Origin of the sequence: Ancylobacter polymorphus, assembly GCF_030813495.1 — a bacterium.
Classification (GTDB): Bacteria; Pseudomonadota; Alphaproteobacteria; order Rhizobiales; family Xanthobacteraceae; genus Ancylobacter; species Ancylobacter polymorphus.
This window is the reverse complement of sequence record NZ_JAUSUI010000003.1, coordinates 237,710-262,989: the sequence shown is the minus strand read 5'-3', so window position 1 is coordinate 262,989 and position 25,280 is coordinate 237,710. Positions and strand designations below refer to the sequence as shown.

The following is a 25,280-nucleotide window of genomic DNA, read 5'->3' as shown; positions in this document are numbered from 1 at the left end:
GGGCGCCGCTTCACCCCGGCGCCCGCACCGGCAGATGCAGCGCCGGCCCGGCGGGGCGGTAGGCGCCGCCGGAACCGAACAGTTCCGCTACCCAGTCGACGAAAACCCGCAGCCGGCTGCTCAGGTGCCGGTTCGGCGCGTAGACGACATGCAGCACGATGGGGCCCGCCTGCCACTCGGGCAGCACCCGCACCAGGGCGCCGGTCTCGAGATAAGGCCCGACCATCGCATCGATCGTCTGGGTGATACCGAGCCCGGCGAGGCCGGCGGCGAGATAGGCGGTGGAATCATTCGTCGCCAGCACATGCGGCAGGCGCAGCTCATAGCTTTCCTCGCCCCGCACCATGTCGAACGCCATGGGCCGCCCGGTGCGAGCGCTGAAATAGCCGATGACGCGGTGCCCCTGCGCGAGGTCGCGCGGATGCTCCGGCAGGCCGTGGCGGGCGATGTAGGCGGGCGAGGCGTAGTGCATGAGCGGCAGGGCGCCGATGCGGCGGGCAATCAGCGTCGGGTCGAGCCGCTCGCCGCCGCGGATCGCGCAGTCGACATTCTCGGCCAGCAGATCCACCGGCCGGTCGGTAACGCCGAGATCGAGCTGGATGTCGGGATAGCGGGCGAAGAAGTCCGGCAGCGCCGGGATGAGAGCGTAGAGCGCGAGCGAGGACGGCACGTCCACCCGCAGCCGCCCGGCCGGGCTCGCCTGCGAGCGGGTCATTGACCCGTCGAGCTCATCGAGATCGGAGAGCAGCGCCACCGCCCGCTCATAATAGGCGGCGCCGTCGGGGGTCACGGCGACGCGGCGGGTCGAGCGGTTGAGCAGCTTGGTGCGCAGATGCGCCTCAAGCTGCTGGATATGCTTGGTCACGGTGGGTTTCGGCATGTCGAGCAGGTCGGCGGCACGGCTGAACGTGCCGGCTTCCACCACCCGGACAAAGGCCCGCATCGCGGCAATCTGGTCCATGGCTACCGTGCGATTATTTCCATATGTGAATAATGTTATCGCCAATCGGCTATTTTTTCGAGCCCGATGCAGGTCTAGGTTTCGCCGCACTGCAACAGCAACAACCGTTGGAATCGGGTGGAAGCCGAGGCTTCCTCCCGGTAGTGGGCGCAATGACCGCAGCGTGGACCGAGGCAAGGCTGGACATGGACGGGGAGGCGCTGGCCGCGCGCGTCTACCGCCCCGCCATGCCGTTGCGTCCCGCGCCGCTGGTGCTGCATCTGCATGGCGGCTGCTTTGTCGATGGCGACCTCGATTGCAGCGCCCATCTCTGCCGCATCATGGCCGAAGCCGGCGCGGTGGTGGTGTCGATTGATTATCCGCTGGCGCCGGAACACCCGTTTCCGGCGGCGCTGAACCTCTCCTTCAAGGCGCTGGGCCGGCTATCGGCCGAGCGGTCGAAATGGGCGGGCCGCGGCGCGCGGCTGTTCGTCGCCGGCGAGGAAGCCGGGGCAAACCTTGCCACCGCCCTCAGCCTGATGGCGCGCGACCAGCAGGCGCCGCCACTGGCCGGGCAGATCCTGATCTCGCCCATGGTCGATCCCAGCCTGTGTACTGGCTCGATCCACGCTGCATCGGCAGGAGCCTCGGGCTGCAAATGGGCGGATGGCTGGCACCTTTATCTCGGCAGCGCCGACCGCGCCGCCCATCCCTATGCCGCCCCGCTCGGCTCGCGCCGGCTCGGCGGTCTTGCCCCGGCGCTGATCGTCACCTCCGCCGACTGTCCGATCCGCGACGAGAGCCTCGCCTATGCCGAGCGTCTGCGTGCGGGCGGTGTGTCGGTGGAAAGCCATCTGCTCGAAGGCACCAACTGTTCGAACCAGAGCATCGACGCCGCCATCGAGGCGGCCCCGGCCTGGGAAACGGTCCTGCGCGGACTGTTCGGCACCTTTCTGGCGGAACATTCCGCCGCACCGCTTCGCACCATTCGGGCCTGAGGCCCGGGAGACAGGTCATGAGTGACAACCGCTTCGGCACCGATGCCGCCCCGACACCGATCGCACACGCCGTCATCGCCCACGATGCAGCCGCTCCGCGTGGGCGCCGCGCCAAAGGCTGGCGCGAGGCCGGGCTGGCGCTGACCCTCGCCCTCATCGCCACCGGCGGCGCGGTGTTCGTGGCGTGGCCGAGTTCGACCGCGCTGGCCACCGATCCCGCTCCGGCGGAAGCTGCCGCCCCGCCGGCCATGCCGGTGGAAGTTGCGGTGCTGAAGACCCGCGAGACCATGAAGTGGGACGAGTTCTCCGGCCGCCTGCGGGCCGTCGAGGTGGTGGAGGTGCGCCCGCGCGTCGCCGGCGCGGTGGAGAAGATCCATTTCCGCGAGGGCGCGCTGGTCAAGCAGGGCGACCTGCTGGTGACCATCGACCCCGCGCCGTTCCAGGCCGCGCTGACCCGCGCGGAATCGCTGCGCGAAGCCGCCGCCGCCCGCGTTGAACTCACCCGCAGCGAGCTGGAACGCGGCAAGCAGCTCGTCGACAACCGCACCGTTTCGGTGCGCGATCTCGACCAGCGCACCAATGCCTTCCGCGAGGCGGAGGCGAATCTGCGCGCGGCCGATGCCGCCGTGCAGACCGCCAAGCTCGATCTCGGCTACACCGAGGTGCGTGCCCCGGTGGACGGGCGGGTCGGGCGGATCGAGGTGACGGTCGGCAACCTCGTCGCCGCCGGCGCCTCCTCGCCGGTGCTCACCAGCCTCGTTTCGGTCGATCCGATCTATGTCAGTTTTGACGCCGACGAGAACACCGTCGCCGAGGCGCTGGCCTCGGTCGGCGAGCATGACATCGCGTTGACCGAGATCGACCAGATTCCGGTCGAGATCACCACCGCCACCACGGCCGCCCGCCCGGTGCGCGGCCATCTCCAGCTGGTCGACAACCAGGTCGATGCTGCCACCGGTACATTCCGCCTGCGCGCCGTGTTCGACAACAAGGACGGCCGCCTCGTTCCCGGCCAGTTCGCCCGGGTGAAGATGGGCCGCGCCAAGACCCAGCCGGCGCTGGCGGTGAATGAGCGCGCCATCGGCACCGACCAGGACAAGAAGTTCGTCTTCGTGGTCGGCGACGACAACAAGGCCGTCTGGCGCAAGGTCACGCTCGGCCCGCCGGCCGACGGGCTGCGCGTCATCACCGACGGGCTGAAGGAAGGCGAGCGCATCGTCGTCAACGGCCTGCAGCGCGTGCGCCCCGGCGCGGTCGTCGCGCCTGAGATCGTGCCCATGGAATCCGCTTCCGCCGCCTCCGCGACGGACCCGAACACCGCCGTCGCCGCGCGCTGATCGCAGCCCGCCGCTCTGCCTCCTTGGGGGAGGACGCTATGAATCTGTCCAAATTCTTCATCGACCGGCCGATTTTCGCCGGCGTCCTCTCCGTTCTGATCTTCCTCGCGGGGCTGCTGGCCCTGCGGGTGATGCCGATTTCTGAATATCCGGAAGTCGTGCCGCCGCAGGTCATCGTCCGCGCCACCTATCCCGGCGCCAGCCCGAAGGTCATCGCCGCGACGGTTGCCACCCCGATCGAGGAAGCGATCAATGGCGTCGAGGACATGCTCTACATGTCCTCGCAGGCGACGACGGACGGCGTGATGACGCTGACCGTCACCTTCAAGCTCGGCACCGACCCGGACAAGGCGACGCAGCTGGTGCAGAACCGCGTCGGCCAGGCCGAGCCGCGCCTGCCGGAAGAGGTGCGCGCGCTCGGCATCACCACGGCCAAGAGCTCGCCCACCTTCCTCATGGTGGTGCATCTCATCTCGCCCAATGACCGCTACGACATCACCTATCTCCGTAATTACGCCGTGCTGAACGTGAAGGACCGGCTGGCCCGCATCGGTGGCGTCGGCCAGATCGACATTTTCGGCGGCGGCGACTACTCGATGCGCGTCTGGCTCGACCCGCAGAAGATCGCCGAGCACGGGCTCTCCGCCGGCGACGTGGTCAGCGAGATCCGCGCCCAGAACGTGCAGGCCGCCGCCGGTATCGTCGGCGCCTCGCCGGCGCTGGAGGGCGTCGACCTTCAGCTCACCATCAACGCGCAAGGCCGGCTGGAGACCGAGGAAGAGTTCGGCGACATCGTCGTGAAGACCGGCGCCAACGGGCAGGTGGTACGCCTGCGCGACGTGGCGCGGCTCGAACTCGGCGCCGCCGATTATGCGCTGCGCTCGCTGCTCGACAACAAGCAGGCGGTCGGCCTCGGCGTGTTCCAGGCGCCGGGCTCCAACGCGCTGGAAATCGCCGAGAATGTCCGCGCCACCATGGCGGAAGTGAAGAAGACGATGCCGGAAGGCGTCGACTTCGACATCGTCTACGACACCACCCGCTTCGTCGACGCCTCCATCGACGCCGTGGTGCACACACTGTTCGAAGCGGTGGCGCTGGTCGTCATCGTCGTCGTGGTGTTCCTGCAGACCTGGCGCGCCTCGATCATCCCGCTGCTCGCCGTGCCGGTCTCCATCGTCGGCACCTTCGCGGTGATGTATCTGTTCGGCTTCTCCATCAACGCGCTGAGCCTGTTCGGCCTCGTGCTGGCCATCGGCATCGTCGTCGACGACGCCATCGTGGTGGTGGAGAATGTCGAGCGCAACATCGAGAACGGGCTGACGCCCCGCGCCGCCGCCTATCAGGCGATGAGCGAGGTGTCCGGTCCCATCATCGCCATCGCGCTGGTGCTGGTGGCGGTGTTCGTGCCGCTCGCCTTCATCACCGGTCTGTCGGGCCAGTTCTACCGCCAGTTCGCCCTCACCATCGCCATTTCGACGGTGATCTCGGCGATCAACTCGCTTACCCTCTCGCCGGCGCTGGCGGCGCTGCTGCTGCGTGGCCACGATACCCCGCCGGACGCGCTCCAGCGCGTCATCAACTTCCTGTTCGGCTGGTTCTTCCGCGGCTTCAACTGGGTGTTCGCCCGCGGCTCGCGCGGCTATGGCGGCGGCGTGCGCGGCACGCTGAAGGTGAAAAGCCTCGTCATGGTGTTCTACGCCGTGATGCTGGGCGCCACCTGGTGGCTGTTCCAGGCGGTACCTCCGGGCTTCGTGCCGGCGCAGGACAAGCAGTATCTCGTCGGCTTCGCCCAGCTGCCCGACGGTGCCACGCTCGACCGGACGGAAGAGGTGATCCGGCAGATGACCGAGATCACGCTGGCCCAGCCCGGCGTCTCGAACGCGGTGGCCTTCCCCGGCCTCTCCATCGCCGGCTTCTCCAACTCGTCCAATGCCGGCATCGTGTTCTCGGTGCTCGACCCGTTCGAGGAGCGCACGAGCCCGGAACTCTCGGCCGGTGCCATCGCCGGGGCGCTGAACCAGAAATACGGGGTGATCAAGGGGGCCTTCATCGCCATGTTCCCGCCCCCGCCGGTGCAGGGTCTCGGGGTGGTAGGCGGCTTCAAAATGCAGATCGAGGACCGCGCCGGCCGTGGCTACGAGGCGCTGAACGAGGTCACCAACGCCTTCATGGCCAAGGCGATGGCGGCGCCGGAACTCACGGGGCAGTTCACCACCTACCAGATCAACGTGCCGCAGATCTTCACCAATGTGGACCGCACCAAGGCCCGCCAGCTCGGCGTGCCGATCAGTTCCGTGTTCGAGACGCTGCAGGTCTATCTCGGCTCGCTCTATGTCAACGACTTCAACAAGTTTGGCCGCACCTACTCGGTGCGGGCGCAGGCCGACGCGCCGTTCCGCGCCCGGCCGGAGGACATCGGCAAGCTGAAAGTGCGCTCGCTCTCGGGCGAGATGATCCCGCTCTCGGCGCTGCTGACAGTGGAGACCACCGCCGGGCCGGAGCGGGCCCAGCGCTATAACGGCTTCCTCACCGCCGACTTCAACGCCTCCCCCGCGCCCGGCTATTCCTCCGGCCAGGCGCAGGAAGCGGCGATGCGGATCGCCGCCGAGGTGCTGCCGCCGGGCTTCGACTATGAATGGACTGACCTCACCTATCAGGAGATTCTCGCCGGCGATTCCTCGCTCATCGTCTTCCCGCTCGCCCTGCTGCTCGTCTTCCTCGTGCTGGCGGCGCAATATGAAAGCCTGACGCTGCCCATCGCGATCATTCTGATCGTGCCCATGGGCCTGCTGGCGGCGCTCTATGGCGTGTGGCTGGGCGGGGGCGACAACAACATCTTCACCCAGATCGGCCTCGTCGTGCTGGTCGGCCTGTCGGCGAAGAACGCGATCCTGATCGTCGAATTCGCCCGCGAGCTGGAATTCATGGGCCGCAACCCGGTGGAGGCGGCGATCGAGGCCAGCCGCCTGCGCCTGCGGCCGATCCTGATGACCTCCTTCGCCTTCATCATGGGCGTGCTGCCGCTGGTGCTCTCCACCGGCGCCGGCGCCGAGATGCGCCATGCCATGGGCATCGCCGTGTTCGCCGGCATGATCGGCGTCACCTTCTTCGGGCTGTTCCTTACGCCCGTCTTCTACGTGCTGCTGCGGCGTCTGGCGGGCAACCGCCCGCTGCGGCAGCACGGCGAGGCCCATATCGCGCCGCTTGCGGCCGAGTGAGCCTTGCTACCCGGTCGGGAGGCCGCTTCCCACGCGTCGGTTGCCCCCTCGGCGCATGGGAGCGCGGTTCTTCCGGCCGGTCTCGTTCGACAGGAGCGGCGGGCGATGGCACATAGAGCCTCCCGCCGCCAGGATGCCGCCGCGCATGAAGCCGATCAAAGCCGACTGGACCGATGTGGTCCTCGTCTGCCGCAAATGCGCGAAGAAGCTCGACGGCGGCTTCGGCCCCGGTTCTGACGAGACCCTGCCCAAGGCGCTGCGCGCCGCCATCGCCCGGCGCGAGGGCGGCAAGCCGATGAAGAAGCCGCACCGCAAGGGCGCGGGGGTCGCGGTCATCGAGGTGCCCTGCCTGGACATCTGCCCGAAGAACGCCGTCATCGTCATTCCCGCCGGACGCCCGGGGCGCTGGCTCAGCGTGCCGCGCGGGACCGATCCCGACACGCTGCTTGACGCGATTGCCCCCTCGCGGGAGGAGGACTGATCAGGCGGGCTTCTTCGCCGGTGTGTCCGTGGGCGTTTCCGCCGACGAGCCCGCCTTGGCCGGCGGGTTGAGCGCCCACACCAGCACCGTCATCAAGCTGACCCCGATGACGATGCCGACCAGCCGGTCGACCGGCGGGGCGAGGCTGTCGGGCGGGGAAGCGCTGACCAGCGTGACGAGATAGGCGATGGCGGACTGGGTGCCGATATAGGCCTGGGTCGATTTGCCCAGGTGGATGCGGGCGAAGGAGAACACGCCGAGAAACAGCATCGACGCCCACCACCAGGGGTCGGCGGCGTCGATCAGGATCACCAGCAGCGCCGCCGTGCCGCCGAGCATGCAGCCCAGAATGCGCTGGAAACCGCGATGACGCGTCGCCAGCGGGTCGCTGTCCACCACGATGAGGCTGGAAATCAGCACCTGCGGCAGTTGCGGCAGATCGAACAGCGACCAGACGATGATGATGGTGAAGGCGCCGAGCCCGGCGATGAGCGACTGGCGCTCGGCATTGAGCGCGGTGGTGGCCGCCGCCTGCGCCTTCAGCCGCGCATGCAGTTCCCCCGCCCGCGGCCCCAGCGCCCAGCTCGACAACGTGCCGCACACCACGCCGATCACGATCTCGAAGCAGCGATAATGCGCGAAGCCGTAAAGCTGCGCCGGCTGGGTCATGGTGTAGAGCATGACCAGCGCGAAGGTGAGCCCACCATAGAACCAGGCATAGCCATAGGCGCTGCGCTGGCGGCCATAGGTGCCCACCGCCGCGGCAATGGTCACGAGCGCCAGCTGCATGAGATTATAGCCCTCCGCCCACTGGCCGATATAGTAGCCGCCGATCACGCCGATGAAGGTGCCGAGCACCCGCAGCACGCCCTTGGTGAACAGCGCGTCGCGGTCGACATTGGCGATAATCATCACGCTGAGCGCTGCCCAATAGGGCTCATCCAGCCCCATCAGCAGGGCGATATAGACAGCCGCCAGCACGCCGGTGGCGGTGGCGAAGGCCTGCCGGTCGATATCGCTGATCCCGCCGCCCGGCTCCACCATGGCTCAGAACCAGATCAGCACGCGGGCATCGGCGCCGTTGAACAGGCCGAGCCCCTCGGGCCAGGCGTCCAGCGTCACCTCCACTGGAAAGCGCCGGGGCAGCCGCACCCAGTCCGTGGTCGGCTCGACATAGGGAATGACCTGCGGGTTGTCGGGCGTGCGGGCGACGCCGCCGGCAATGCCGCTGACCCGGCCCCAATGCAGCGCCCACGGGTCGGAACCGAGGGTGAGCAGCGCCCGCTGGCCGACCCGGATGCGGGCGAGATGGCGTTCGCTGACATTGGCCACCACCCGGCGGCGCTTGTCGGTGACGATCGCCATCACCTCGCTGCCCGGGCGAAGATAATCGCCCACACGGGTGACGAACGGCGCGACGCGGCCGGCATCGGGGGCGTTGATCACGGTTTTCGAGAGATCGTACTGCGCCTTTGCCACTGCGGCGGCGGCGGATTCGATGGCCGCCTGCGCCACCGACACGCGCCGCGCCGCCACCGCGAGCTGCGCCCCGGCGGCCGTCACATTGGCGCTGGCGGTGGCGACATCGCGGGTGGCGACATCGAGCGTCGCTTCGGGCGAATAGCCTTCCTTCTCCAGGGTCTTGATCCGCGTCAGCTGGTCTTCGGCGTTGGTCTGCACGGCCTGCGCGGAGGTGACGGCGGCCTTGGCCGCGTTCACCTCGTCCTGCGCCAGTTCGAGATTGGCGCGGGCGGTGGCCAGCGCCGCCTGCGTTTCCCGCAGCTTCAAGGCATAGGGCGTGCGCTCGATCTCGAACAATAGCTGGTCGGCGGTGACGCTCTGGTTGTTCTGCACCGCCAGCCGCGACACCGGCCCCTCCACCTGGGCGGAGAGCACGACGATGTCGCTCATCACATAGGCATCGCCGGTATAGGCGAAGAAGCGCACGCTGGTCTCATACGCCGCGAACAAGCCGAGGATCACCCCGATGATTAGCGACACGGGGTGGCGGATAAGACGGCTCAGCATGAAAGGCGCGGCTCCACGGATTCCGGCCCGGAGCCGGCGCGCCGCATCATCGCGGCTTTGTCGCGCCCGCTCAATCCTCTCCCGTTACCTCCGGGCGGCGTTTGCGCCAAGCGGGCGCCTAATGCCGCCGCTCCTCGATGGCGGGCAGCACCGGCTCCTCATCCTCCTCGCTGCGCTCGCGCGCGCCGGGGTGCTCCTCGATCATCGGGCCCGGCGTGGCGGCTGCCGCGCGTGCGGCGGCGCGGCGGGGACGCGCGGGCGGGGCAAGTTCCTCCGCGCTCTGGTTCACCACCCGCAGCGGCGGGGCCATGCCCTTCTTGTCGGTGCCGAGATAAACCGTCTGATGCGGATAGGGCATCTCGATGCCGCGCACATCGAAGGCGGCCTTGATGCGGCGGTAGAATTCACGCCGCACGTTCCACTGACCGAGCGGGCGGGTCTTGAATCGGCCGCGCAGCTGGATATGCGAGGGGTCCAGCGCCTCGACGCCGACCACCTCGAACGGCTCGGTGATGGTTTCCGCCAGCGGCCCGTTCGCCGCCATATCGGCCGCGACTTCCGCCATCAGTGCCAGCGCTTCATCGATGCTCTCGCGATAGGCGATGCGCACATCCACCACCGCATAGGCGAAGTCCTTCGACATGTTCTTGACCGTCTGGACCTCGCCGAAGGGGATGGAATGAACGTTACCGTCGAAGTCGCGCATATGGACGGTGCGGATGGTGATTTTCTCCACCAGCCCGGCATGGGCGCCGACCTCCACCACATCTCCCACCGAGATGGTGTCCTCCATCAGTATGAACACGCCCGTGATCACGTCCTTCACCAGCGTCTGCGCCCCGAAGCCGATGGCAAGGCCCAGCACGCCGGCGCCGGCCAGCAGCGGAGCGATGTTGATGCCGATTTCGGAGAGCAGGATCAGGCTGCCAATGGTGAGCAGCACCACGCGGAAGGCGTTCTGCAAAAACGGCAGCAGCGTCTTCAGCCGGGTGGAATTGGGGTTGGCGGCCCGCAGCCGCTCGGCGAAGGCGGTGGAGATTTCCCACAGCACAAGCCCGACCAGCACGACCACGCCGATGGAGATGAGCCGCCCCACCGCCAGCCGCCCGGCCTCGGACGCCAGCCGCTCGAACGGGCGGGCACCCCAGATTTCCAGCAGCACCAGCGCGGCGACCAGCATCACCAGTCCCTGCATGGCGCTGCGCAGCGCCGGCAGATAGCGGTTGGCGCGCGCCTCCAGCAAGGGGTAGCGGGTGCGCATCTCGGCATTGAGCTTGAACACCCGTTCGAAGGCCCGCAGCATCAGCGCGATGATCAGCGCGGCGAGGGCGAGAGTGAGCAGCGAGAGCAGTGTGGCGCGCGCGAGGAAGGCGAAGCCGCCATCGACATCGAGCGTCCAGACGAGAAAGCCGGCGATGACATAGGCAATGGCGAGGACGTGCCAGAAATCGGCGACGGCGTTGCGCAGCCGCGCCACCCGCCCCTCGCGCGCGCCGAGACGCCGCAGCCGTCGCGCCACCCCGCCCCTGATCTGCAGCACGAACACCACGGCCATGCCGGCGACGAACAGGCCGAGCAGATTGCCGAAGAAGCGGTAGGTGGGCAAAGCAAGGCCCAGCACCCAGGCGGCACGCAGCAGGAAATGGCCGTAGACCAGCGTGTAGGTGAAGCGGCGCACCCAGAGATAGCCATACGCGGCGCTTTCGTGATCGAGCGGAAACAGCCGCATCTGCGGCGCGTCCGGCGTCAGCACCGCCCGCGCGCCGACCAGGATCAGCCGCGCCAGCACATTGGCGTTGATGACGGTAACGACGGCGAGGCGGACGATGAAATTCAGCTCCACCAGCGCCAGCACACCGAAGGCCGCCGCCGCGAAGGCGGCGATGGGCACGATGTCGATCAGCGTGCGCAGCGCCAGCAGCAGCGCGCGCATGAACAGGCCGCGCGTCGGCCGGGCCTCGATCGCCCGCCGCAGCCCGGCGAGCAGCCGCTTCGCGATATACTCGGCCAGCAGGGCGGCGGCGAGTACGGCGATAATCATCGTCACCGCCCAGCCGACGCGCTCCAGCACCAATGGATCGGCGAGGTCGCTGAACAGCTTCTCGGCCTGCGCCGGCAATTGCTCGATCTCGCCGACCAGCGAGAGCACGGAGCCGGAGAAGGCGCCGAGCGACTGGGTAGCGCCGGAGAGCCAGTCGTCGCGGCCCGGCGCGGCCTGCTCAGTGGCGCCCGCCGGCGCCGCCGTTCCGGCCTCGCTATCCACCAGTGCCCGCAGCTGCCCGAGGAAGCGGGCGCGCGCCGCCTCATTGCTCAGCGTGTCGAGCAATGCCCTGAGATCGCTGGTGCGGCCCTCCGGCACCGGGGAGGCGGCGGGTGGGGCCTCGACGGCGGTGGAGGCACCGGCGGTCTGGGCCGCCAGTGGGCCGGCGAAGAGCGGGGTGAGGAGAAGGGAAAGGGCGAGGAGCAGGCGGCTTAGAGCACGCAGCGGCATGAGGCCTTCCGTCGTTCGCGGCTCTTCGGCGGTGAGGCCCAGAGCACGCCGAGGTGAGGGAGCCGGAATGGCGGGTGCGGCTCGTTAAACGCCCGTCGCGGTGAAAGGTTCCGCCGCCGCTATCGCGGACCCGACGCAGCGGCGCAATGTCGCCCCGCCTTGCTCCCGTCACCTTCATCAGCACATTGGTGCCGTTACCTTGCGTCAGTGAGAGGCTATGGAAGCTCTATCCGCCGAGGTGGTCGCGTTTTTGAGCGGCCACGACTATCTGGTCCCGCTGGTCATCGGCCTCATCGCCTTCGGCGAATCGCTGGTCCTCGTTGGCATTCTCATCCCCGCCACCGCCCTCATGCTCGCTATTGGCGGGCTTGTGGGCACGGGAATCGTCTCACCGCTTCCGGTCATCGCCGCCGCCATTGCCGGCGCGGTTCTCGGCGATGTCGTCTCCTACTGGCTCGGGCGCTGGCTCGGGCCGCGCGTAGTGCATCGCCGGCCGCTGCTGCGCTACCGCGAGCAGGTGGCGCAGGCGCGGCTGTTCTTCCGCCGCTTCGGCTTCGCCTCCGTGTTCGTCGGCCGCTTCTTCGGGCCGGTGCGCGCCACCATGCCGCTGGTCGCCGGCATGATGCGGATGGATCAGCGCCGGTTTCAGCTCGCCAACGTCTCCTCGGCCATCGTCTGGGCGCCGGTCATGCTCGCCCCGGGCTGGCTGGCCGGGAAGAGCGCCAGCGAAATGGGCGGCCACAGCCAGGGCGAATGGCTCGTCATGATGGTCGGCATCACCCTCGTCATGCTGATCGCCACCGTGGTGGTGCTGCGGGTGATCAAGGGCCGCATCGCCAAGCGGCCGCGCACGCGCCGCCGGCCCAGCGGAGCACCTGCGGGCTGAACGGCCACCGCGAGCCCATCGGCCGTCTTAACCATTTCGTAAGGATTCGTCCGCCCGCTCCTTGGCTTGCGCTACTATGGCCGGGAGAAAGCCTCTGGAGCACCGCGCCGTTCGCGCGGCGGCGACGGGGCGGAAAGCCTGGCCATGGGCGGACGGGAACGCGGAATGATCGACAAGCTTGAGCCCTCCATCGGCCCCGTGCGGGCCCGTGCCGGCGAAGAGGCCGGCGCCGCGCCGCGTGCGCCGGCGGCCCCTGCCCCGGGAGTTCCTGCCCCCGCCGCCTCACCCAACCGCGCCAAGGGCCCGCCGCAGGACCCGGTGGCGTTCCAGCGCTGGCTCGGCATCGAGCAGCTGAAGCTGCAGATGCGCCGGCTGGAGCTGGAGACCAGGCGCGCCGAGGCCCCCGCCCCGCGCACCCTGCCCCCGGTGCTGCCGATTCTGTTCGGGCTGGTGCTGGTGCTGCTGCTCGCCGGTGTCGCATTTCTCGCGGCGCAGGTATTGAGCCTGCGCGACGAGGTCACCACGCTGCGCGGGGCCGAAGCTATGCTCTCCGAACGTCTTGCAGCGCTGGAAGTGCCGCCGGCCCCGCAGGCCGCCGCGCCGGCGACGCCACCGGCCGCAAGCGCGACGCCCCTCGCCGCGCCGGCATCGGCCGCGCCCTCACCCGCCACGCCCGGCCCCGCAACCTCCGCCCCGGCCGATCCGCTGGTGCCGCTGGCCGGCACCACGCCGACTCCGGCCCAGAATGCGCCCGCCGCAAACCCGCCCGCGCCGGCGACGGCGGCGCTGCCGGGGGCGGGCTATACGGTGCGCATCTTCGCGCCGATCAACACCGTGCCCAAGGCGCGGGTCGACGCCTTCACCGCCCCGCTGAAGGCGGCCGGCTTCGATGTCGTTGTGTCTGACACGGGCGTGGTGCAGACCACCAGCAACACGCTTTCCTTCCATGCCGGCAGCGCCGACATGGCCAGTGATGTGGCGGAGATCATCCAGAAGCGCCGCCCCGCGCTCGGGGTCGAGTTGCGCGCCTCGCCGTCCATTCCGGACAGCGCGCGGCAGGTGCTGATCCTCAACCTGACGGAAGACGCCTTCAATTAACGACGAGCGGCGGCCGCTTCACGCTCAGGCGGCGGCGCGCCCGCGCCGGGCGGTGCGCCCGGCCTCGCGGATGGCGGCGATGTTGGCGCCATAGGCCTCGCGGCCGCCCTTGAACACCGCCGAGCCGGCCACCAGCACATTCGCCCCCGCCGCAGCGCAGAGCGCGGCGGTTTCAGGCGTCACCCCGCCATCGACTTCGAGATGGATCGGGCGCTCGCCGATCATCGCCCGCAGCCGGTAAATCTTCGGCAGCACATCGGCAATGAAGGCCTGGCCGCCGAAGCCGGGATTGACCGTCATCGGCAGGATGAGGTCCACCTTGTCCAGCACATAGGCGACGGCGCTCTCATGCGTCGCCGGGTTGAGCGCCACGCCGGCCTTCTTGCCGAGGGAGCGGATGAGTTGGAGGCAGCGGTCGAGATGGTGCGTCGCCTCGGCCTGCACGGTGATGATGTCCGCGCCCGCCTTGGCGAAGGCCTCGATATAGGGCTCCACCGGCTCGATCATCAGATGCACGTCGAAGACCTTGTCCGTGTGCGGGCGCATGGCCTTGATGACATCCGGCCCGAAGGTGATGTTGGGCACGAAATGCCCGTCCATCACGTCGAGATGGATCCAGTCGGCGCCGGCGCTGGCGACGTCGCGCACCTCTTCGCCGAAGCGCGCGAAGTCGGAGGCGAGCATGGAGGGGGCGATGAGAACCATGAAGCGATCATCCTTGCTCGGGTGTCATCCCGGACGGCCACAGGCCGATCCGGGATCGTGCGAATGGAAAGCGATCCCGGCTCTGCGCTGCGCTTCGGCCGGGATGACGAAGCTGGCGGCGTCACTCCCGGGCCGAATCGAGCCCTGACGCTCTCACCGCAGCGGCGGGTAGCTGTCGATGCCGCCGGAAAACACCCGGCTGGCGAGAATGTCCTCGGCGGCGAGGGTGACGAGGTCGTCCGCCGTCACCGGCCGGTCGGAATTGAACAGCCGGTTGGCCTGACGCAGCCGGGCGCGGTCCAGCGCGTTGCGGATCGAGCGGCCATTGGCGAAATGCGGCTGCTGCATGCGCAGCTCGATATAGCGGCGGAACGCCTCCTCCGCCTCGCGGCTCATGCGGTAGTTCATGGTGTCGAGAATGCGCCCGCCAATGGCGTCGAGCTCGGCGGCGGAATAGTCGGGAAAGTCGACATGATGGGCGACGCGCGAGCGGAAGCCCGGATTGGCGGTGAAGAAGCGTTCCATCCGGTCGGCATAGCCGGCGAGGATGACGACGAGGTCGTCGCGCTGGTTCTCCATCACCTGCAGCAGGATTTCGATCGCCTCCTGCCCGTAATCGCGCTCGTTCTCGGGGCGGTAGAGATAATAGGCCTCGTCGATGAACAGCACGCCGCCCATCGCCTTCTTCAGGACTTCCTTCGTCTTCGGCGCCGTGTGACCAATGTACTGGCCGACGAGATCGTCGCGCGTCACGGTGACGAGGTGGCCCTTGCGGACATAGCCGAGCTTGTGGAGGATTTCCGCCATCCGCAGCGCCACCGTGGTCTTGCCGGTGCCGGGATTGCCGGTGAAGCTCATATGCAAAGTCGGGCTCACCGCCTCCAGCCCGAAGCGGCGGCGGGCGGTGTCGACGAGCAGCAGCGCGCCGATCTCGCGCAGGCGGCGCTTCACCGGCACCAGCCCTACCAGTTCACGGTCGAGCTGGTCGAACACATCGGCGAGCCCGCTGGCGGTGAACTCGGCGCGCAGGTCGATGGAATCGGGGGCCTTCGGCGTAGCCTCGGGGGCGACGTTCGGGTCGTCGATCACGGCGTCCATGGGCGTTGCTCCTGACATCATCCTTCGAGGCCCGGCTGCGCCGGGCACCTCAGGATGACGTGGTTCAATATTCTCGTTGTGCCACGTCATCCTGAGGCGCGAGCGAAGCGAGCCTCGAAGGATGTTTGTCGCAAAAGAAAAAGGGGACCGATGCCGGGCGCGGCATTCCGACATCGGTCCCTCGCGGCCGGGGAGGAAACCGGACGACCGCGGTTCTCCGTCGGGGGAGTAGTGGGAGACCGACGGATCAGTAGCGCGCGCCCTCCGGGCGGTTGGCCGCATAGGCGCGCGTCGTGTAGCGGATCGACCTTCCGTCGATTTCCTGGCGCTCCAGCGCGAAGCCGGGCTCTTCAGCAGGACGGTCGGTGATGAAGGAAAGGCGCAGCGACTCCCACGTATGGGTGGCGTCGAAGGCGCTGAGGCGGATGTACTGGCGGCCGCCATAGACCTTGCGGCATTCGTTCAACTCGAACATGACGCCGGCGGCGTCCGGCACGTCGAACATCGGCTGGCCCCACAATTCCCAATAGGTGTTGCGCGGGTGCGGGTCATCGGTGAACTCGATGTTCACCGCCCAGCCCTTGTCGATGCAGTACTGGACCTGGCGGGTGATCTGCTCGTCGGTGAGATCGGGCAGGAAAGAGAAGGCTCCCTGAGTCAGGCGCATGGTGGTGTCTCGCTCTCGTCATCCCGGTCGGCCGGGGGCCGAACCGGGATCGGGTTCCGGAAAAGGGTTTCCACGCTGGTCTCGCGATCCCGGATCGCGCCTGGGGCGCGTCCGGGATACGGCCTCGTCACTCCGCCGCGGTGGCCTGCGGCACGAAGTCGGGCGTGTCGGTGGAGGAGTAGTTGAAGGTCACGTCCTTCCACGTCTCCAGCGCCTGCTTCAGCGGCAGGCAGTGGCGCGCGGCGTCCTTCAGGATCTCCGGGCCCTCATTGAGCAGGTCGCGGCCCTCATTGCGGGCGAGGATCATCGCTTCCAGCGCCACGCGGTTGGCGGTCGCGCCAGCCTGGATGCCCATGGGGTGGCCGATGGTGCCGCCGCCGAACTGCAGCACCACATCCTCGCCGAGGAGGTCGATGAGCTGGTGCATCTGGCCGGCATGGATGCCGCCCGAGGCGACCGGCATCAGCTTGCGGGTCGAGGCCCAGTCCTGATCGAAGAAGATGCCATGGGCGAGGTTCTGCGGCACGAAATCCTCGCGGCAGAGGTCGTAATAGCCCTTGGTCGTGTGGGGGTCGCCCTCCAGCTTGCCCACCACCGTGCCGGCATGGATGTGGTCGACGCCGGCGAGACGCATCCACTTGGTGATGACGCGGAAGGAGACGCCGTGGCTCTTCTGCCGCGTATAGGTGGAGTGGCCGGCGCGGTGCAGGTGCAGGATCATGTCGTTGCGCCGCGCCCACTTGGCCATGGACTGGATCGCGGTGTAGCCGATGATCAGGTCGATCATGACGATGGAGGAGCCGAGGCTCTTGGCGAACTCGGCGCGCTCATACATGTCTTCCATGGTGGCGGCGGTGATGTTGAGATAGGTGCCCTTCACCTCGCCAGTGCCGGCCTGCGCCTTGTTCACCGCCTCCATGCAGTAGAGGAAGCGGTCGCGCCAATGCATGAAGGGCTGCGAGTTGATGTTCTCGTCGTCCTTGGTGAAATCGAGCCCGCCCTTCAGCGCCTCATAGACCACCCGGCCGTAGTTGCGGCCGGACAGACCGAGCTTCGGCTTCACCGTGGCGCCGAGCAGCGGCCGGCCGAACTTGTCGAGCCGCTCGCGCTCCACCACGATGCCGGTGGCGGGGCCGTCGAAAGTCTTCACATAGGCGACCGGCAGGCGCATGTCCTCAAGGCGCAGCGCCTTGAGCGGCTTGAAGCCGAACACATTGCCGATGATCGAGGCGGAGAGGTTGGCGATGGAGCCGGGCTCGAACAGGTCGAGGTCATAGGCGATATAGGCGAACCAGGAGCCGGGCGCGTTCGGCACCGGATCGACCCGATAGCACTTGGCGCGGTACTTGTCGCAGGCGGTGAGGCGGTCGGTCCACACCACGGTCCAGGTGGCGGTCGAGCTTTCGCCGGCCACCGCCGCCGAGGCCTCGATCTCGTCGACGCCGTCCTGCGGGGTGATGCGGAACACGGCGATCACGTCCGTGTCCTTCGGCTCATAGTCGGGCTGCCAGTAGCCCATCTTGCGGTATTCCATCACGCCGGCGCTGTAGCGGCTGCGCTTCTCCTCGGCGGGCTTGGTCTTGTCGATCGCGTTCATCGATCTTCTCCCTGTGCGTTCCCGTCGGCGCCGCGCGGTGGGCGCGCGCCTTGATGTCCTGTTGGGCCCCCCTTGGAGGGGCGTTACTCCGCCGCCACCCGGGCGCCGCCGATCACCGGATCGAGGCTGCCGGAGGCGTAGCGCTTGGCCATGGCGGCCAGCGGCAGCACCTTGATCTGCGAGGCGTGGCCGGCCGTGCCGAATTCCTCGAAGCGCGCGCGGCAAAGGTCGCGCATCGCGTCCATGGCGGGCTTGAGGAATTTGCGCGGGTCGAACTCGGCCTTGTTGCCCTGCGCCACCTTGCGGAACTGCGCGGTCATGGCGAGGCGGCAATCGGTATCGATATTCACCTTGCGCACCCCGTGGCGGATGCCGCGCACGATCTCTTCCACCGGCACGCCCCAGGTCTGGGGCATCTCGCCGCCGCTCGCGTTGAACAGGTCCTGCAGCGCCTGCGGCACCGAGGAGGAGCCGTGCATGACCAGATGGACATTGGGCAGGCGGCGATGGATTTCCTCGATGATGTTCATGGCAAGGATGTCGCCGTCCGGCTGGCGCGAGAACTTGTAGGCGCCATGCGAGGTGCCCATGGCGATGGCGAGGGCGTCGACCTTGGTGCGGGCGACAAAATCCACCGCCTGGTCGGGGTCGGTCAGCAGCTGGTCGTGGCTGAGCTGCCCTTCCGCGCCATGGCCGTCCTCCTGCTCGCCGGCGCCATGCTCCAGAGAGCCCAGCACGCCGAGTTCGCCTTCCACCGAAGCCCCGACCCAATGGGCGGCATCGACCACGCGACGGGTGATGGCGACGTTGTAGTCGTAATCCGCCGGGGTCTTGGCGTCCTCTTTCAGCGAGCCGTCCATCATCACGGAGGTGAAGCCGTGCTGGATGGCGGAGAGGCAGGTCGCCTCGTTGTTCCCGTGGTCCTGATGCATGCAGATCGGGATGGCGGGATACATCTCGGTCAGCGCGTCGATCATGCGCGAGAGCATGATGTCGCCGGCATAGGAGCGGGCGCCGCGGCTGGCCTGCATGATGACCGGGGAGTCGACGGCCTGCGCCGCCTCCATGATCGCGATGCCCTGCTCCATATTGTTGATGTTGAAGGCCGGCACGCCGTAACTGTGCTCGGCGGCGTGGTCGAGAAGCTGTCGAAGGGTGATGCGGGCCATTGGCTCTTCCTCTGGCTCAGGCGCAGGTCAGGAGGTCGCAGGTCGCGTCGACCACCGCCTCCGGGGTGATGTTGAAGTGGCGGTAGAGATCGGCCGCCGGGCCGGAGGCGCCGAAGCCCTCCATGCCGATGAAGCGTCCGCGCTCGCCGATCCAGCGGTCCCAGCCGAGCCGGGCCGCCGCCTCGATGGCGACGCGCGGGGCGGTGCCGAGCACGGCGCGGCGGTATTCATGGCTCTGGCGCTCGAACAGCTCCCAGCACGGCATGGAGACCACGGCGGCGTCGACCCCGCGCTCGGCCAGAAGGTCCGCCCCCTTGAAGGCGATCTCGACTTCCGAGCCGGTGGCGAGCAGCGTCACGTCACGCCGGCGCCTGGGCTTGCGGGCGACATAGGCGCCATAGCCGACGAGGTTCTCTTCCGAATGCTCGGTACGGAAGGTCGGCAGGTTCTGCCGGGAGAGCGCCAGCACCGAGGGCGTGCCTTCCGCATGCAGAGCAAGCTGCCAGGCTTCCAGCGTTTCCACCGCATCGGCGGGGCGGAACACATAGAGGTTCGGCGTCGCCCGCAGCATAGCGAGATGTTCGATCGGCTGATGCGTCGGCCCGTCCTCGCCGAGGCCGATGGAATCATGCGTCAGCACATAGACGACGCGCTGGCCCATCAGCGCCGAGAGCCGCATGCCACCTCGGGCGTAGTCGGAGAACACCATGAAGGTGCCGCCATAGGGAATGCTGCCGCGATGCAGGGCGAGGCCGTTCATCACCGCCGCCATGGCATGTTCGCGAATGCCGTAATGGATGTAGCGGCCGGCATAATTGCCCGGCGTCACCGACTCCATGCCCTTGGTAACGGTGAGGTTGGAATGGGTGAGATCGGCCGAGCCACCAATAGTGAGATCGGTGGCGCGGTTGATGACGCCGAGCGCCATCTCGGAGGCCTTGCGCGTCGCCACCTTCGGCGCAGTCTGGGAGAGTTCGCGCTTGTAGGCGGCGAGCTTCTCGTCGAAATCGGCCGGCAGGTCGCCTTCCATCGCCGCCTCGAAATCGGCGCGACGGCCGGAGGCGGAGAGCCGCTTCTCCCAGGCCTCGCGCGCCTCGCGGCCGCGCCGGGCTATGGCGGCGAAGGAAGCGCGCACGCTCTCCGGCACCTCGAAGGGCGGGTAGTTCCAGCCGAGCGCGGCACGGGCGCCCTCGATTTCTGTCGCGCCGAGCGGGGCGCCGTGCACGGCCTCGGTGCCGGCTTTGGTCGGGGCGCCATAGCCGATGGTGGTGCGGCAGGCGATCAGCACCGGCCGGTCGCTCGTCCGCGCCTCGGCGATGGCGTCGATCAGCGCGTGATGGGCGTGGCCGTCGACCCGCAGCACCTTCCAGCCGGAGGCGGCGAAGCGGGCGAGCTGGTCGGTTGAGGTGGAGAGCGCCGTGCTGCCGTCGATGGAGATGCCGTTATCGTCCCAGAGCACGGTGAGCTTGGCGAGCTTGAGGTGGCCCGCAAGGTCGATGGCCTCGTGGCTGATGCCCTCCATCAGGCAGCCATCGCCGGCGATGACCCAGGTGCGGTGATCGACGAGATCGTCGCCGAAGCGGGCATTGAGCATGCGCTCGGCCAGCGCCATGCCGACCGCGGTGGTGAGCCCCTGCCCCAGCGGGCCGGTGGTGGTCTCGACGCCGAGCGTGTGCCCATGCTCGGGATGGCCGGCGGTGACGGCGCCGAGCTGGCGGAAGCTCTTGAGCTGCTCCGTACCCATGTCGGCATAGCCGAGCAGATGGTTGAGCGCGTAGAGCAGCATCGAGCCGTGACCGGCGGAGAGAATGAAGCGGTCGCGGTCCGGCCAGTCGGGACGGCTGGGGTCCAGCGTCACGAAGCGGGAGAACAGGGCGGTGGTGACATCCGCCATGCCCATGGGCATGCCGGGATGGCCGGACTTGGCCTTTTCCACCGCGTCCATGGCGAGCGCGCGCAGCGCATTGGCCATGTCGTCATGCGGGATATCGGCCGGGTCCTGAGGCGGACGCAGGGCTTCAGAATGGCTGGTCAACATGCTGTCCTCCCGGTTCACGCGGCGCGCCGCTTCTTCTCGACGAGGTTGAGGATCATCGGCGTGAGGATGAGCTGCATCGCGATGTCGAGCTTGCCGCCGGGGATCACGATGGAATTGGCGCGGCTCATCCAGGAGCCCTGGATCATCGAGAGCAGGTAGGGAAAATCGATCCCGCGCGGGCTCTTGAAGCGGATGACGACGATGGATTCGTCGGCGGTGGGAATCCACCGGGCGATGAACGGGTTCGAGGTGTCCACCGTCGGAACGCGCTGGAAATTGATGTCGGTATGGGTGAACTGCGGGCAGATGTAGTTCACATAGTCCGGCATGCGCCGCAGGATGGTGTCGGTCACCGCCTCGGTGGAATAGCCGCGATGGGAGCGGTCGCGGTGGATCTTCTGGATCCATTCGAGATTGATGACCGGCACGACGCCGATCTTCAGGTCGGCATAGCGGGCGACATCGATGTTGCCGCTGGCCACCGCCCCGTGCAGCCCCTCATAGAACAGCAGGTCGGTCGGGGTCGGAATCGGCTCCCAGGGCGTGAAGGTGCCGGGCGCGCCGCCATATTCCGCCGCTTCCTTGTCGTCATGGACATAATGGCGGTACTTGCCGGTGCCGGTGTGGGAATAGGAGCGAAAGGTCTCCTCCAGTTCCTCGAACAGGTTCGAATCCGGCCCGAAATGGCTGTAGTGGTGGTTGCCGCGCGAGGCCTCCTCGGCCATGACGCGCTTCATCTCGGCGCGGTCATAGCGGTGATAGGCGTCGCCCTCGATATAGGCGGCAGTCACGTCCTCGCGGCGGAAGATCTGCTCGAAGATGCGCCGCACCGAGGTGGTGCCCGCGCCGGAGGAGCCGGTGACGGAGATGATGGGGTGATGGATCGACATGGGTCCTCTCCGTCAGGCGCGCAGCAGGCCGCGACGGCCGAACAGGGGCGAGCGCTCCGGCATGGCGGCGGCGTCGCGGTGATAGCGGGCGATGCGCTCGACCTCGGCGCGCGAGCCGAACACCAGCGGCACGCGCTGGTGCAGATGCTCGGGCACGATGTCGAGGATCGGCAGCCGGCCGTCGGTGGCGGAGCCCTGCGCCTGTTCCATCAGGAATGCGACCGGATTGGCCTCGTAGACCAGCCGCAGCCGGCCATGGCCGTATCCGCGGCGGGCGTCGCCCGGATAGAGATAGACCCCGCCGCGCACCAGGATGCGGTAGACATCGGCCACCATGGAGGCGACCCAGCGCGTGTTGAAATCCTTGCCGCGCGGGCCATCGGCGCCGGCCAAGCAGTCCTCGATATAGCAGCGGATCGCCACGTCCCAGTGACGCAGATTGGAAGCGTTGATGGCGTATTCGGCCGTTTCCGGCAGCACCAGCGCCCGCTGTTCCGCGAGCAGGAACGCGCCGCTGGCACGATCGAGGATGAAGATCTGCGTCCCGTCGCCAACGGTGAGCACCAGCGCGGTCTGCGGCCCGTAGAGCAGGAATCCGGCGGCGAGCTGCGCCCGCCCCGTCTGCAGCAGCGAGTCGGTGCCGATATAAGGCAGGATGGAGAAGATCGTCCCGACCGTGGCGTTGGTGTCGATATTGGACGAGCCATCCAGCGGATCGACCGCCACCGCGAGCGTGCCGGCGGGATTGAGCACCACCGCGGCATCGGCCTCCTCGGAGCCGAACAGCGCGACCGGCGCCTCCGAAAGGGCCTCGCGAACCAGATCGTCGGTGATGACGTCCAGTTCCTTCTGGCTGTCGCCATCGGCGTGATAGCCGCGCACGTTGGCGAGCGCCCCCGCCAGCGGACCGGCGGCGAGAAGCTCGGAAATCTGGCGGCCGGCGTCAGCCAGCGCGATCACGGCGCTGGCAATGTCGCGACGCAAGGCGTCGGCCTGCGACCACCCCTCGAGGTGGTCCTGCAATGTCGGGCGTGTCATGGCGTTCCCCAGTTATGTTCTTGTGGGCTTGAGCCCTTTGGCGTGTCGTTTCCGTAAGCCTTCGGGCGGGGACCCGAAGCGGCGGACGCCTTTTGTTGAGATCAGACTGCCTGATTTGCCGGCGTAAGGAAATTCGAATAAATTGACCTTTAGGTTCAATTTATCTGAAGTGTAATGGTTTATGCGTAATGCCACGCTGAAGCAGCTGCGCGCCGTCGCCGCCATCGTCGAAACCGGCAGCGTGACCGGGGCGGCGAAGAAGCTGAATGTCACCCCGCCGGCGGTGACGATGCAGGTGCAGCTGCTCGAGCATTATCTCGGCCTGCCGCTGCTCGACCGCGCGGGCGATCGCTTCCAGCCCAGCGCCGCCGGTCGCGAAATCCTGCTCGCCACCGCCCGCATCGAACAGGCGCTGGCCGATTGCGGCGCCGCGCTGGACGCGATGAAGGGGCTGCGCTCGGGGCGGGTGTCCGTGGGACTGGTGTCGACGGCGAAGTATTTCGTGCCGGCGGCGCTCGGCGCCTTCACCCGCGCCCATCCCGGCATCGACGTGGTGATCTCGGTCGGCAACCGCGAGGCGATCATTGCCGGCCTGCGGGCGGACGCGATCGATGTCGCCATTATGGGGCGACCGCCGCTCGACATCGAAGTCGACAAGACGCTGATCGGCGACCATCCGCATGTGCTGATCGCCCCGGCGGATCATCCCCTGCTCGGCCGCCGCATCACCCCCTCCGCCATCGCCAACGCCACCTTCATGTCGCGCGAACCCGGCTCGGGCACACGCGGGCTGATGGAGCGCTTTTTCCAGCAATGGGGGCTCGACCCACGCATCGGCATGGAAATCGATTCCAACGAGACCATCAAACAGGCGGTGATGGCAGGGCTCGGCCTCGCCTTCATCTCCGCCCACACCATCGCCGCCGAGGTGGCGGACGGGCGACTCGCCGTGCTCGATGTCGAGGGGCTGCCGGAGGTGCGGCAATGGTTCGTGGTCAAACGCTCGGCCAAGCGCCTGACCCCGCCCGCAGCGGCGCTGACCGAATTCCTCGCCCGGCGCGGGCCGGAATTCCTGCCGGACACGCTGCACCTGCCCGGCGTCGCCGAGGCTCGTGCTGCGCTGGAAGCGGAGCGAGGGAAGGCGGCGGAACTCCAGGAAGCCCCGCCGCACAAGGGTGGCTAGAGCCTGATCCGATCAGGTTGAATCGACCTGATCGGTGAATCAGTCTCTCAATGATTGATAGAGAACGCTTTACCGATCTGATTGCGATGCAATCAGATCGGAACGTGCTCTAAGCGCCGCCCTTTGCCCCGAACCTGCAACGTCGGGGCGGTCACCCTTACGGATTGCCGGCCCGTGGCGCCGTGGCGAGAAGCGCGGCGATCTCCTTGGCGTAGAACTTCGCCATGGCCAGGGTGGCATGGCCGCGCGTGTCGGCGCTGGCGGGGATGAGCAGCACCCGGCCGTTCTTCACCCGCTTGATCTCACGGTCCATGATGCCGGTTTCGGGCGGGTTGCGCTCGTCATCGGCGGAATTGATGGCGAGCACGGTGGCGGTAATCTTGTCCAGCCCCGCCGCGGCGTTGTAGTCGCGCGATGCGTCCCACTGGTACATGTAATCGTTGGCGTCCACGGTGAGCGGCGCCTTCAGGCGGCTGTCGAGCAGCGCATCCGCCTTCTCCCGTGTCGGCGCCATGTTCTGCAGGGCGATGTTGCCGCCATTGGTGGCGATGCCGAAATACACATTCGCGACCTGCACCGCCTTGGGCTGCTCGGTATAGTCGCCGCCCTTCCAGTCGGGATCGTTGCGCACCGCGTCGATGATCATGCGGCGCATCATCCAGTTGCGGCTCGACATTTCGGTCGGCTGCGAGGCCATCGGGACCACGATGTCCATCATGTCCGGGTATTTCGAACTCCACAGCCAGGCGTGCATGCCGCCCATGGAGTAGCCGATGATCATCCGCAAATGCTTGACGCCAAGCCCTTGGGTGACGAGGTCGTACTGGGCGCGGACCATGTCGTCGTAATTGTAGCGCGGGAACTTGGCGCGCAAGCCGTCAGAGGGTTTGGCGGACGTGCCCGCGCCGATGGAGTCGGTGAGGATGACGTAGTAGCGGCTGGCATCCAGCGGCTGGCCCGGACCGAAAAGCTCGCCGGCAAAGGCCGGTGTCAGCATTGAGGCGGCCGAGCCCGTGGTGCCGTGCAGGATAAGCACCGGCTCGCCACTGGGCTCGCCGACGGTGGTGTAGCCGAGCTTGAGTTCGGGCAGCACCTCGCCAGTATGGAACTTGAAATCCTTGGCGACCCACACGCCCTGCTTGGGGGCGGGGTAATCGGCCGCGAAGGCGGTGGCGACTGAAGTGATCGCGATCGTGGCGGCAATCGCCAACCCTCGCAATCCGCGTATCATCATCGACATGCGAACTCCGTTTCTTCCCTGTGACGCCGGGCGTGCTGCCCGGTTCTGATCGACGCCCCCCTCTGGCATTTTGGCGACCCGGCCGTTGGCGCGGCTGCGGGTCCCCGAAGCGGGACGGCTGACATCATCTTTCGCTTTTTCGCCTCAATTCGCAAGAAGCGAAAGCACTGCCAGCGCA

At 67.8% G+C, this 25,280-nt stretch carries 20 protein-coding genes; 7 read left to right on the top strand and 13 right to left on the bottom strand.

Annotation, left to right across the window (positions count from 1 at the left end; translation table 11 throughout):
* Positions 1 to 10: 10 nt before the first annotated feature.
* Positions 11 to 961, bottom strand: coding sequence for a LysR family transcriptional regulator (locus tag J2S75_RS08590; protein ID WP_307019413.1), 951 nt, complete (start codon positions 959 to 961; stop codon positions 11 to 13).
* Positions 962 to 1,113: 152 nt separating this feature from the next.
* On the opposite strand from J2S75_RS08590, the gene J2S75_RS08585 reads away from it, so the two are divergent.
* From J2S75_RS08585 to J2S75_RS08570, 4 genes are all read left to right on the top strand, one after another.
* Entirely contained in the window at positions 1,114 to 1,938 is an 825-nt protein-coding gene (locus tag J2S75_RS08585) for an alpha/beta hydrolase (protein ID WP_307019412.1), read from the top strand.
* 17 nt (positions 1,939 to 1,955) lie between these two features.
* Positions 1,956 to 3,275: an efflux RND transporter periplasmic adaptor subunit gene (locus J2S75_RS08580; protein ID WP_307019410.1), complete on the top strand. Its 1,320-nt coding sequence runs from the start codon at positions 1,956 to 1,958 to the stop codon at positions 3,273 to 3,275.
* A 38-nt stretch (positions 3,276 to 3,313) separates the two neighbouring features.
* On the top strand, positions 3,314 to 6,493 hold the full coding sequence (locus J2S75_RS08575; protein WP_307019409.1) for an efflux RND transporter permease subunit: 3,180 nt from the start codon (positions 3,314 to 3,316) through the stop codon (positions 6,491 to 6,493).
* A 145-nt stretch (positions 6,494 to 6,638) separates the two neighbouring features.
* Positions 6,639 to 6,974, top strand: coding sequence for a (2Fe-2S) ferredoxin domain-containing protein (locus J2S75_RS08570; protein ID WP_307019408.1), 336 nt, complete (start codon positions 6,639 to 6,641; stop codon positions 6,972 to 6,974).
* Here J2S75_RS08570 and J2S75_RS08565 read toward each other — a convergent pair whose 3' ends face one another.
* The 3 genes from J2S75_RS08565 to J2S75_RS08555 form a co-directional block, all read right to left on the bottom strand.
* Positions 6,975 to 8,018, bottom strand: coding sequence for an FUSC family protein (locus tag J2S75_RS08565; RefSeq protein ID WP_307019407.1), 1,044 nt, complete (start codon positions 8,016 to 8,018; stop codon positions 6,975 to 6,977).
* Positions 8,019 to 8,021: 3 nt separating this feature from the next.
* Positions 8,022 to 9,002: an HlyD family secretion protein gene (locus J2S75_RS08560; protein ID WP_307019406.1), complete on the bottom strand. Its 981-nt coding sequence runs from the start codon at positions 9,000 to 9,002 to the stop codon at positions 8,022 to 8,024.
* Between the two features lie 118 nt (positions 9,003 to 9,120).
* Positions 9,121 to 11,493 (bottom strand): mechanosensitive ion channel family protein, encoded by a 2,373-nt coding sequence (locus tag J2S75_RS08555; protein ID WP_307019405.1) that lies wholly within the window; start codon positions 11,491 to 11,493, stop codon positions 9,121 to 9,123.
* Positions 11,494 to 11,710: 217 nt separating this feature from the next.
* Between J2S75_RS08555 and J2S75_RS08550 the strand changes: the two genes are divergently transcribed.
* Together J2S75_RS08550 and J2S75_RS08545 are read left to right on the top strand one after the other, a co-directional pair.
* Positions 11,711 to 12,379: a DedA family protein gene (locus J2S75_RS08550; protein WP_307019404.1), complete on the top strand. Its 669-nt coding sequence runs from the start codon at positions 11,711 to 11,713 to the stop codon at positions 12,377 to 12,379.
* 165 nt (positions 12,380 to 12,544) lie between these two features.
* Positions 12,545 to 13,477 carry a hypothetical protein gene (locus J2S75_RS08545; protein WP_307019403.1) on the top strand — a complete coding sequence of 311 codons (933 nt, stop codon included), beginning with the start codon at positions 12,545 to 12,547 and terminating at the stop codon, positions 13,475 to 13,477.
* Between the two features lie 24 nt (positions 13,478 to 13,501).
* Here the strand turns inward: J2S75_RS08545 and rpe are convergent, their stop codons facing one another.
* From rpe to J2S75_RS08505, 8 genes are all read right to left on the bottom strand, one after another.
* Positions 13,502 to 14,182 carry a ribulose-phosphate 3-epimerase gene (gene rpe, locus J2S75_RS08540; RefSeq protein WP_307019402.1) on the bottom strand — a complete coding sequence of 227 codons (681 nt, stop codon included), beginning with the start codon at positions 14,180 to 14,182 and terminating at the stop codon, positions 13,502 to 13,504.
* A gap of 153 nt (positions 14,183 to 14,335) precedes the next feature.
* Positions 14,336 to 15,280: a CbbX protein gene (cbbX, locus tag J2S75_RS08535; RefSeq protein WP_307019401.1), complete on the bottom strand. Its 945-nt coding sequence runs from the start codon at positions 15,278 to 15,280 to the stop codon at positions 14,336 to 14,338.
* Positions 15,281 to 15,527: 247 nt separating this feature from the next.
* Positions 15,528 to 15,947: a ribulose bisphosphate carboxylase small subunit gene (locus tag J2S75_RS08530; protein WP_244378262.1), complete on the bottom strand. Its 420-nt coding sequence runs from the start codon at positions 15,945 to 15,947 to the stop codon at positions 15,528 to 15,530.
* A 127-nt stretch (positions 15,948 to 16,074) separates the two neighbouring features.
* Positions 16,075 to 17,544, bottom strand: a complete 1,470-nt coding sequence (locus J2S75_RS08525; RefSeq protein WP_307019400.1) for a form I ribulose bisphosphate carboxylase large subunit — start codon at positions 17,542 to 17,544, stop codon at positions 16,075 to 16,077.
* Between the two features lie 83 nt (positions 17,545 to 17,627).
* Positions 17,628 to 18,713 (bottom strand): class II fructose-bisphosphate aldolase, encoded by a 1,086-nt coding sequence (gene fba / locus J2S75_RS08520; RefSeq protein WP_307019398.1) that lies wholly within the window; start codon positions 18,711 to 18,713, stop codon positions 17,628 to 17,630.
* 16 nt (positions 18,714 to 18,729) lie between these two features.
* Positions 18,730 to 20,751 (bottom strand): transketolase, encoded by a 2,022-nt coding sequence (tkt, locus tag J2S75_RS08515; RefSeq protein WP_307019397.1) that lies wholly within the window; start codon positions 20,749 to 20,751, stop codon positions 18,730 to 18,732.
* A 14-nt stretch (positions 20,752 to 20,765) separates the two neighbouring features.
* Positions 20,766 to 21,641: a phosphoribulokinase gene (locus J2S75_RS08510; protein ID WP_307019395.1), complete on the bottom strand. Its 876-nt coding sequence runs from the start codon at positions 21,639 to 21,641 to the stop codon at positions 20,766 to 20,768.
* A 12-nt stretch (positions 21,642 to 21,653) separates the two neighbouring features.
* On the bottom strand, positions 21,654 to 22,679 hold the full coding sequence (locus J2S75_RS08505) for a class 1 fructose-bisphosphatase (RefSeq protein WP_307019394.1): 1,026 nt from the start codon (positions 22,677 to 22,679) through the stop codon (positions 21,654 to 21,656).
* 181 nt (positions 22,680 to 22,860) lie between these two features.
* Between J2S75_RS08505 and J2S75_RS08500 the strand changes: the two genes are divergently transcribed.
* On the top strand, positions 22,861 to 23,862 hold the full coding sequence (locus tag J2S75_RS08500) for a LysR family transcriptional regulator (protein WP_307019393.1): 1,002 nt from the start codon (positions 22,861 to 22,863) through the stop codon (positions 23,860 to 23,862).
* Positions 23,863 to 24,019: 157 nt separating this feature from the next.
* Here J2S75_RS08500 and J2S75_RS08495 read toward each other — a convergent pair whose 3' ends face one another.
* A complete protein-coding gene (locus J2S75_RS08495; RefSeq protein WP_370874102.1) occupies positions 24,020 to 25,102 on the bottom strand; it encodes an alpha/beta fold hydrolase in 1,083 nt (360 codons plus the stop codon).
* Positions 25,103 to 25,280: the final 178 nt, after the last annotated feature.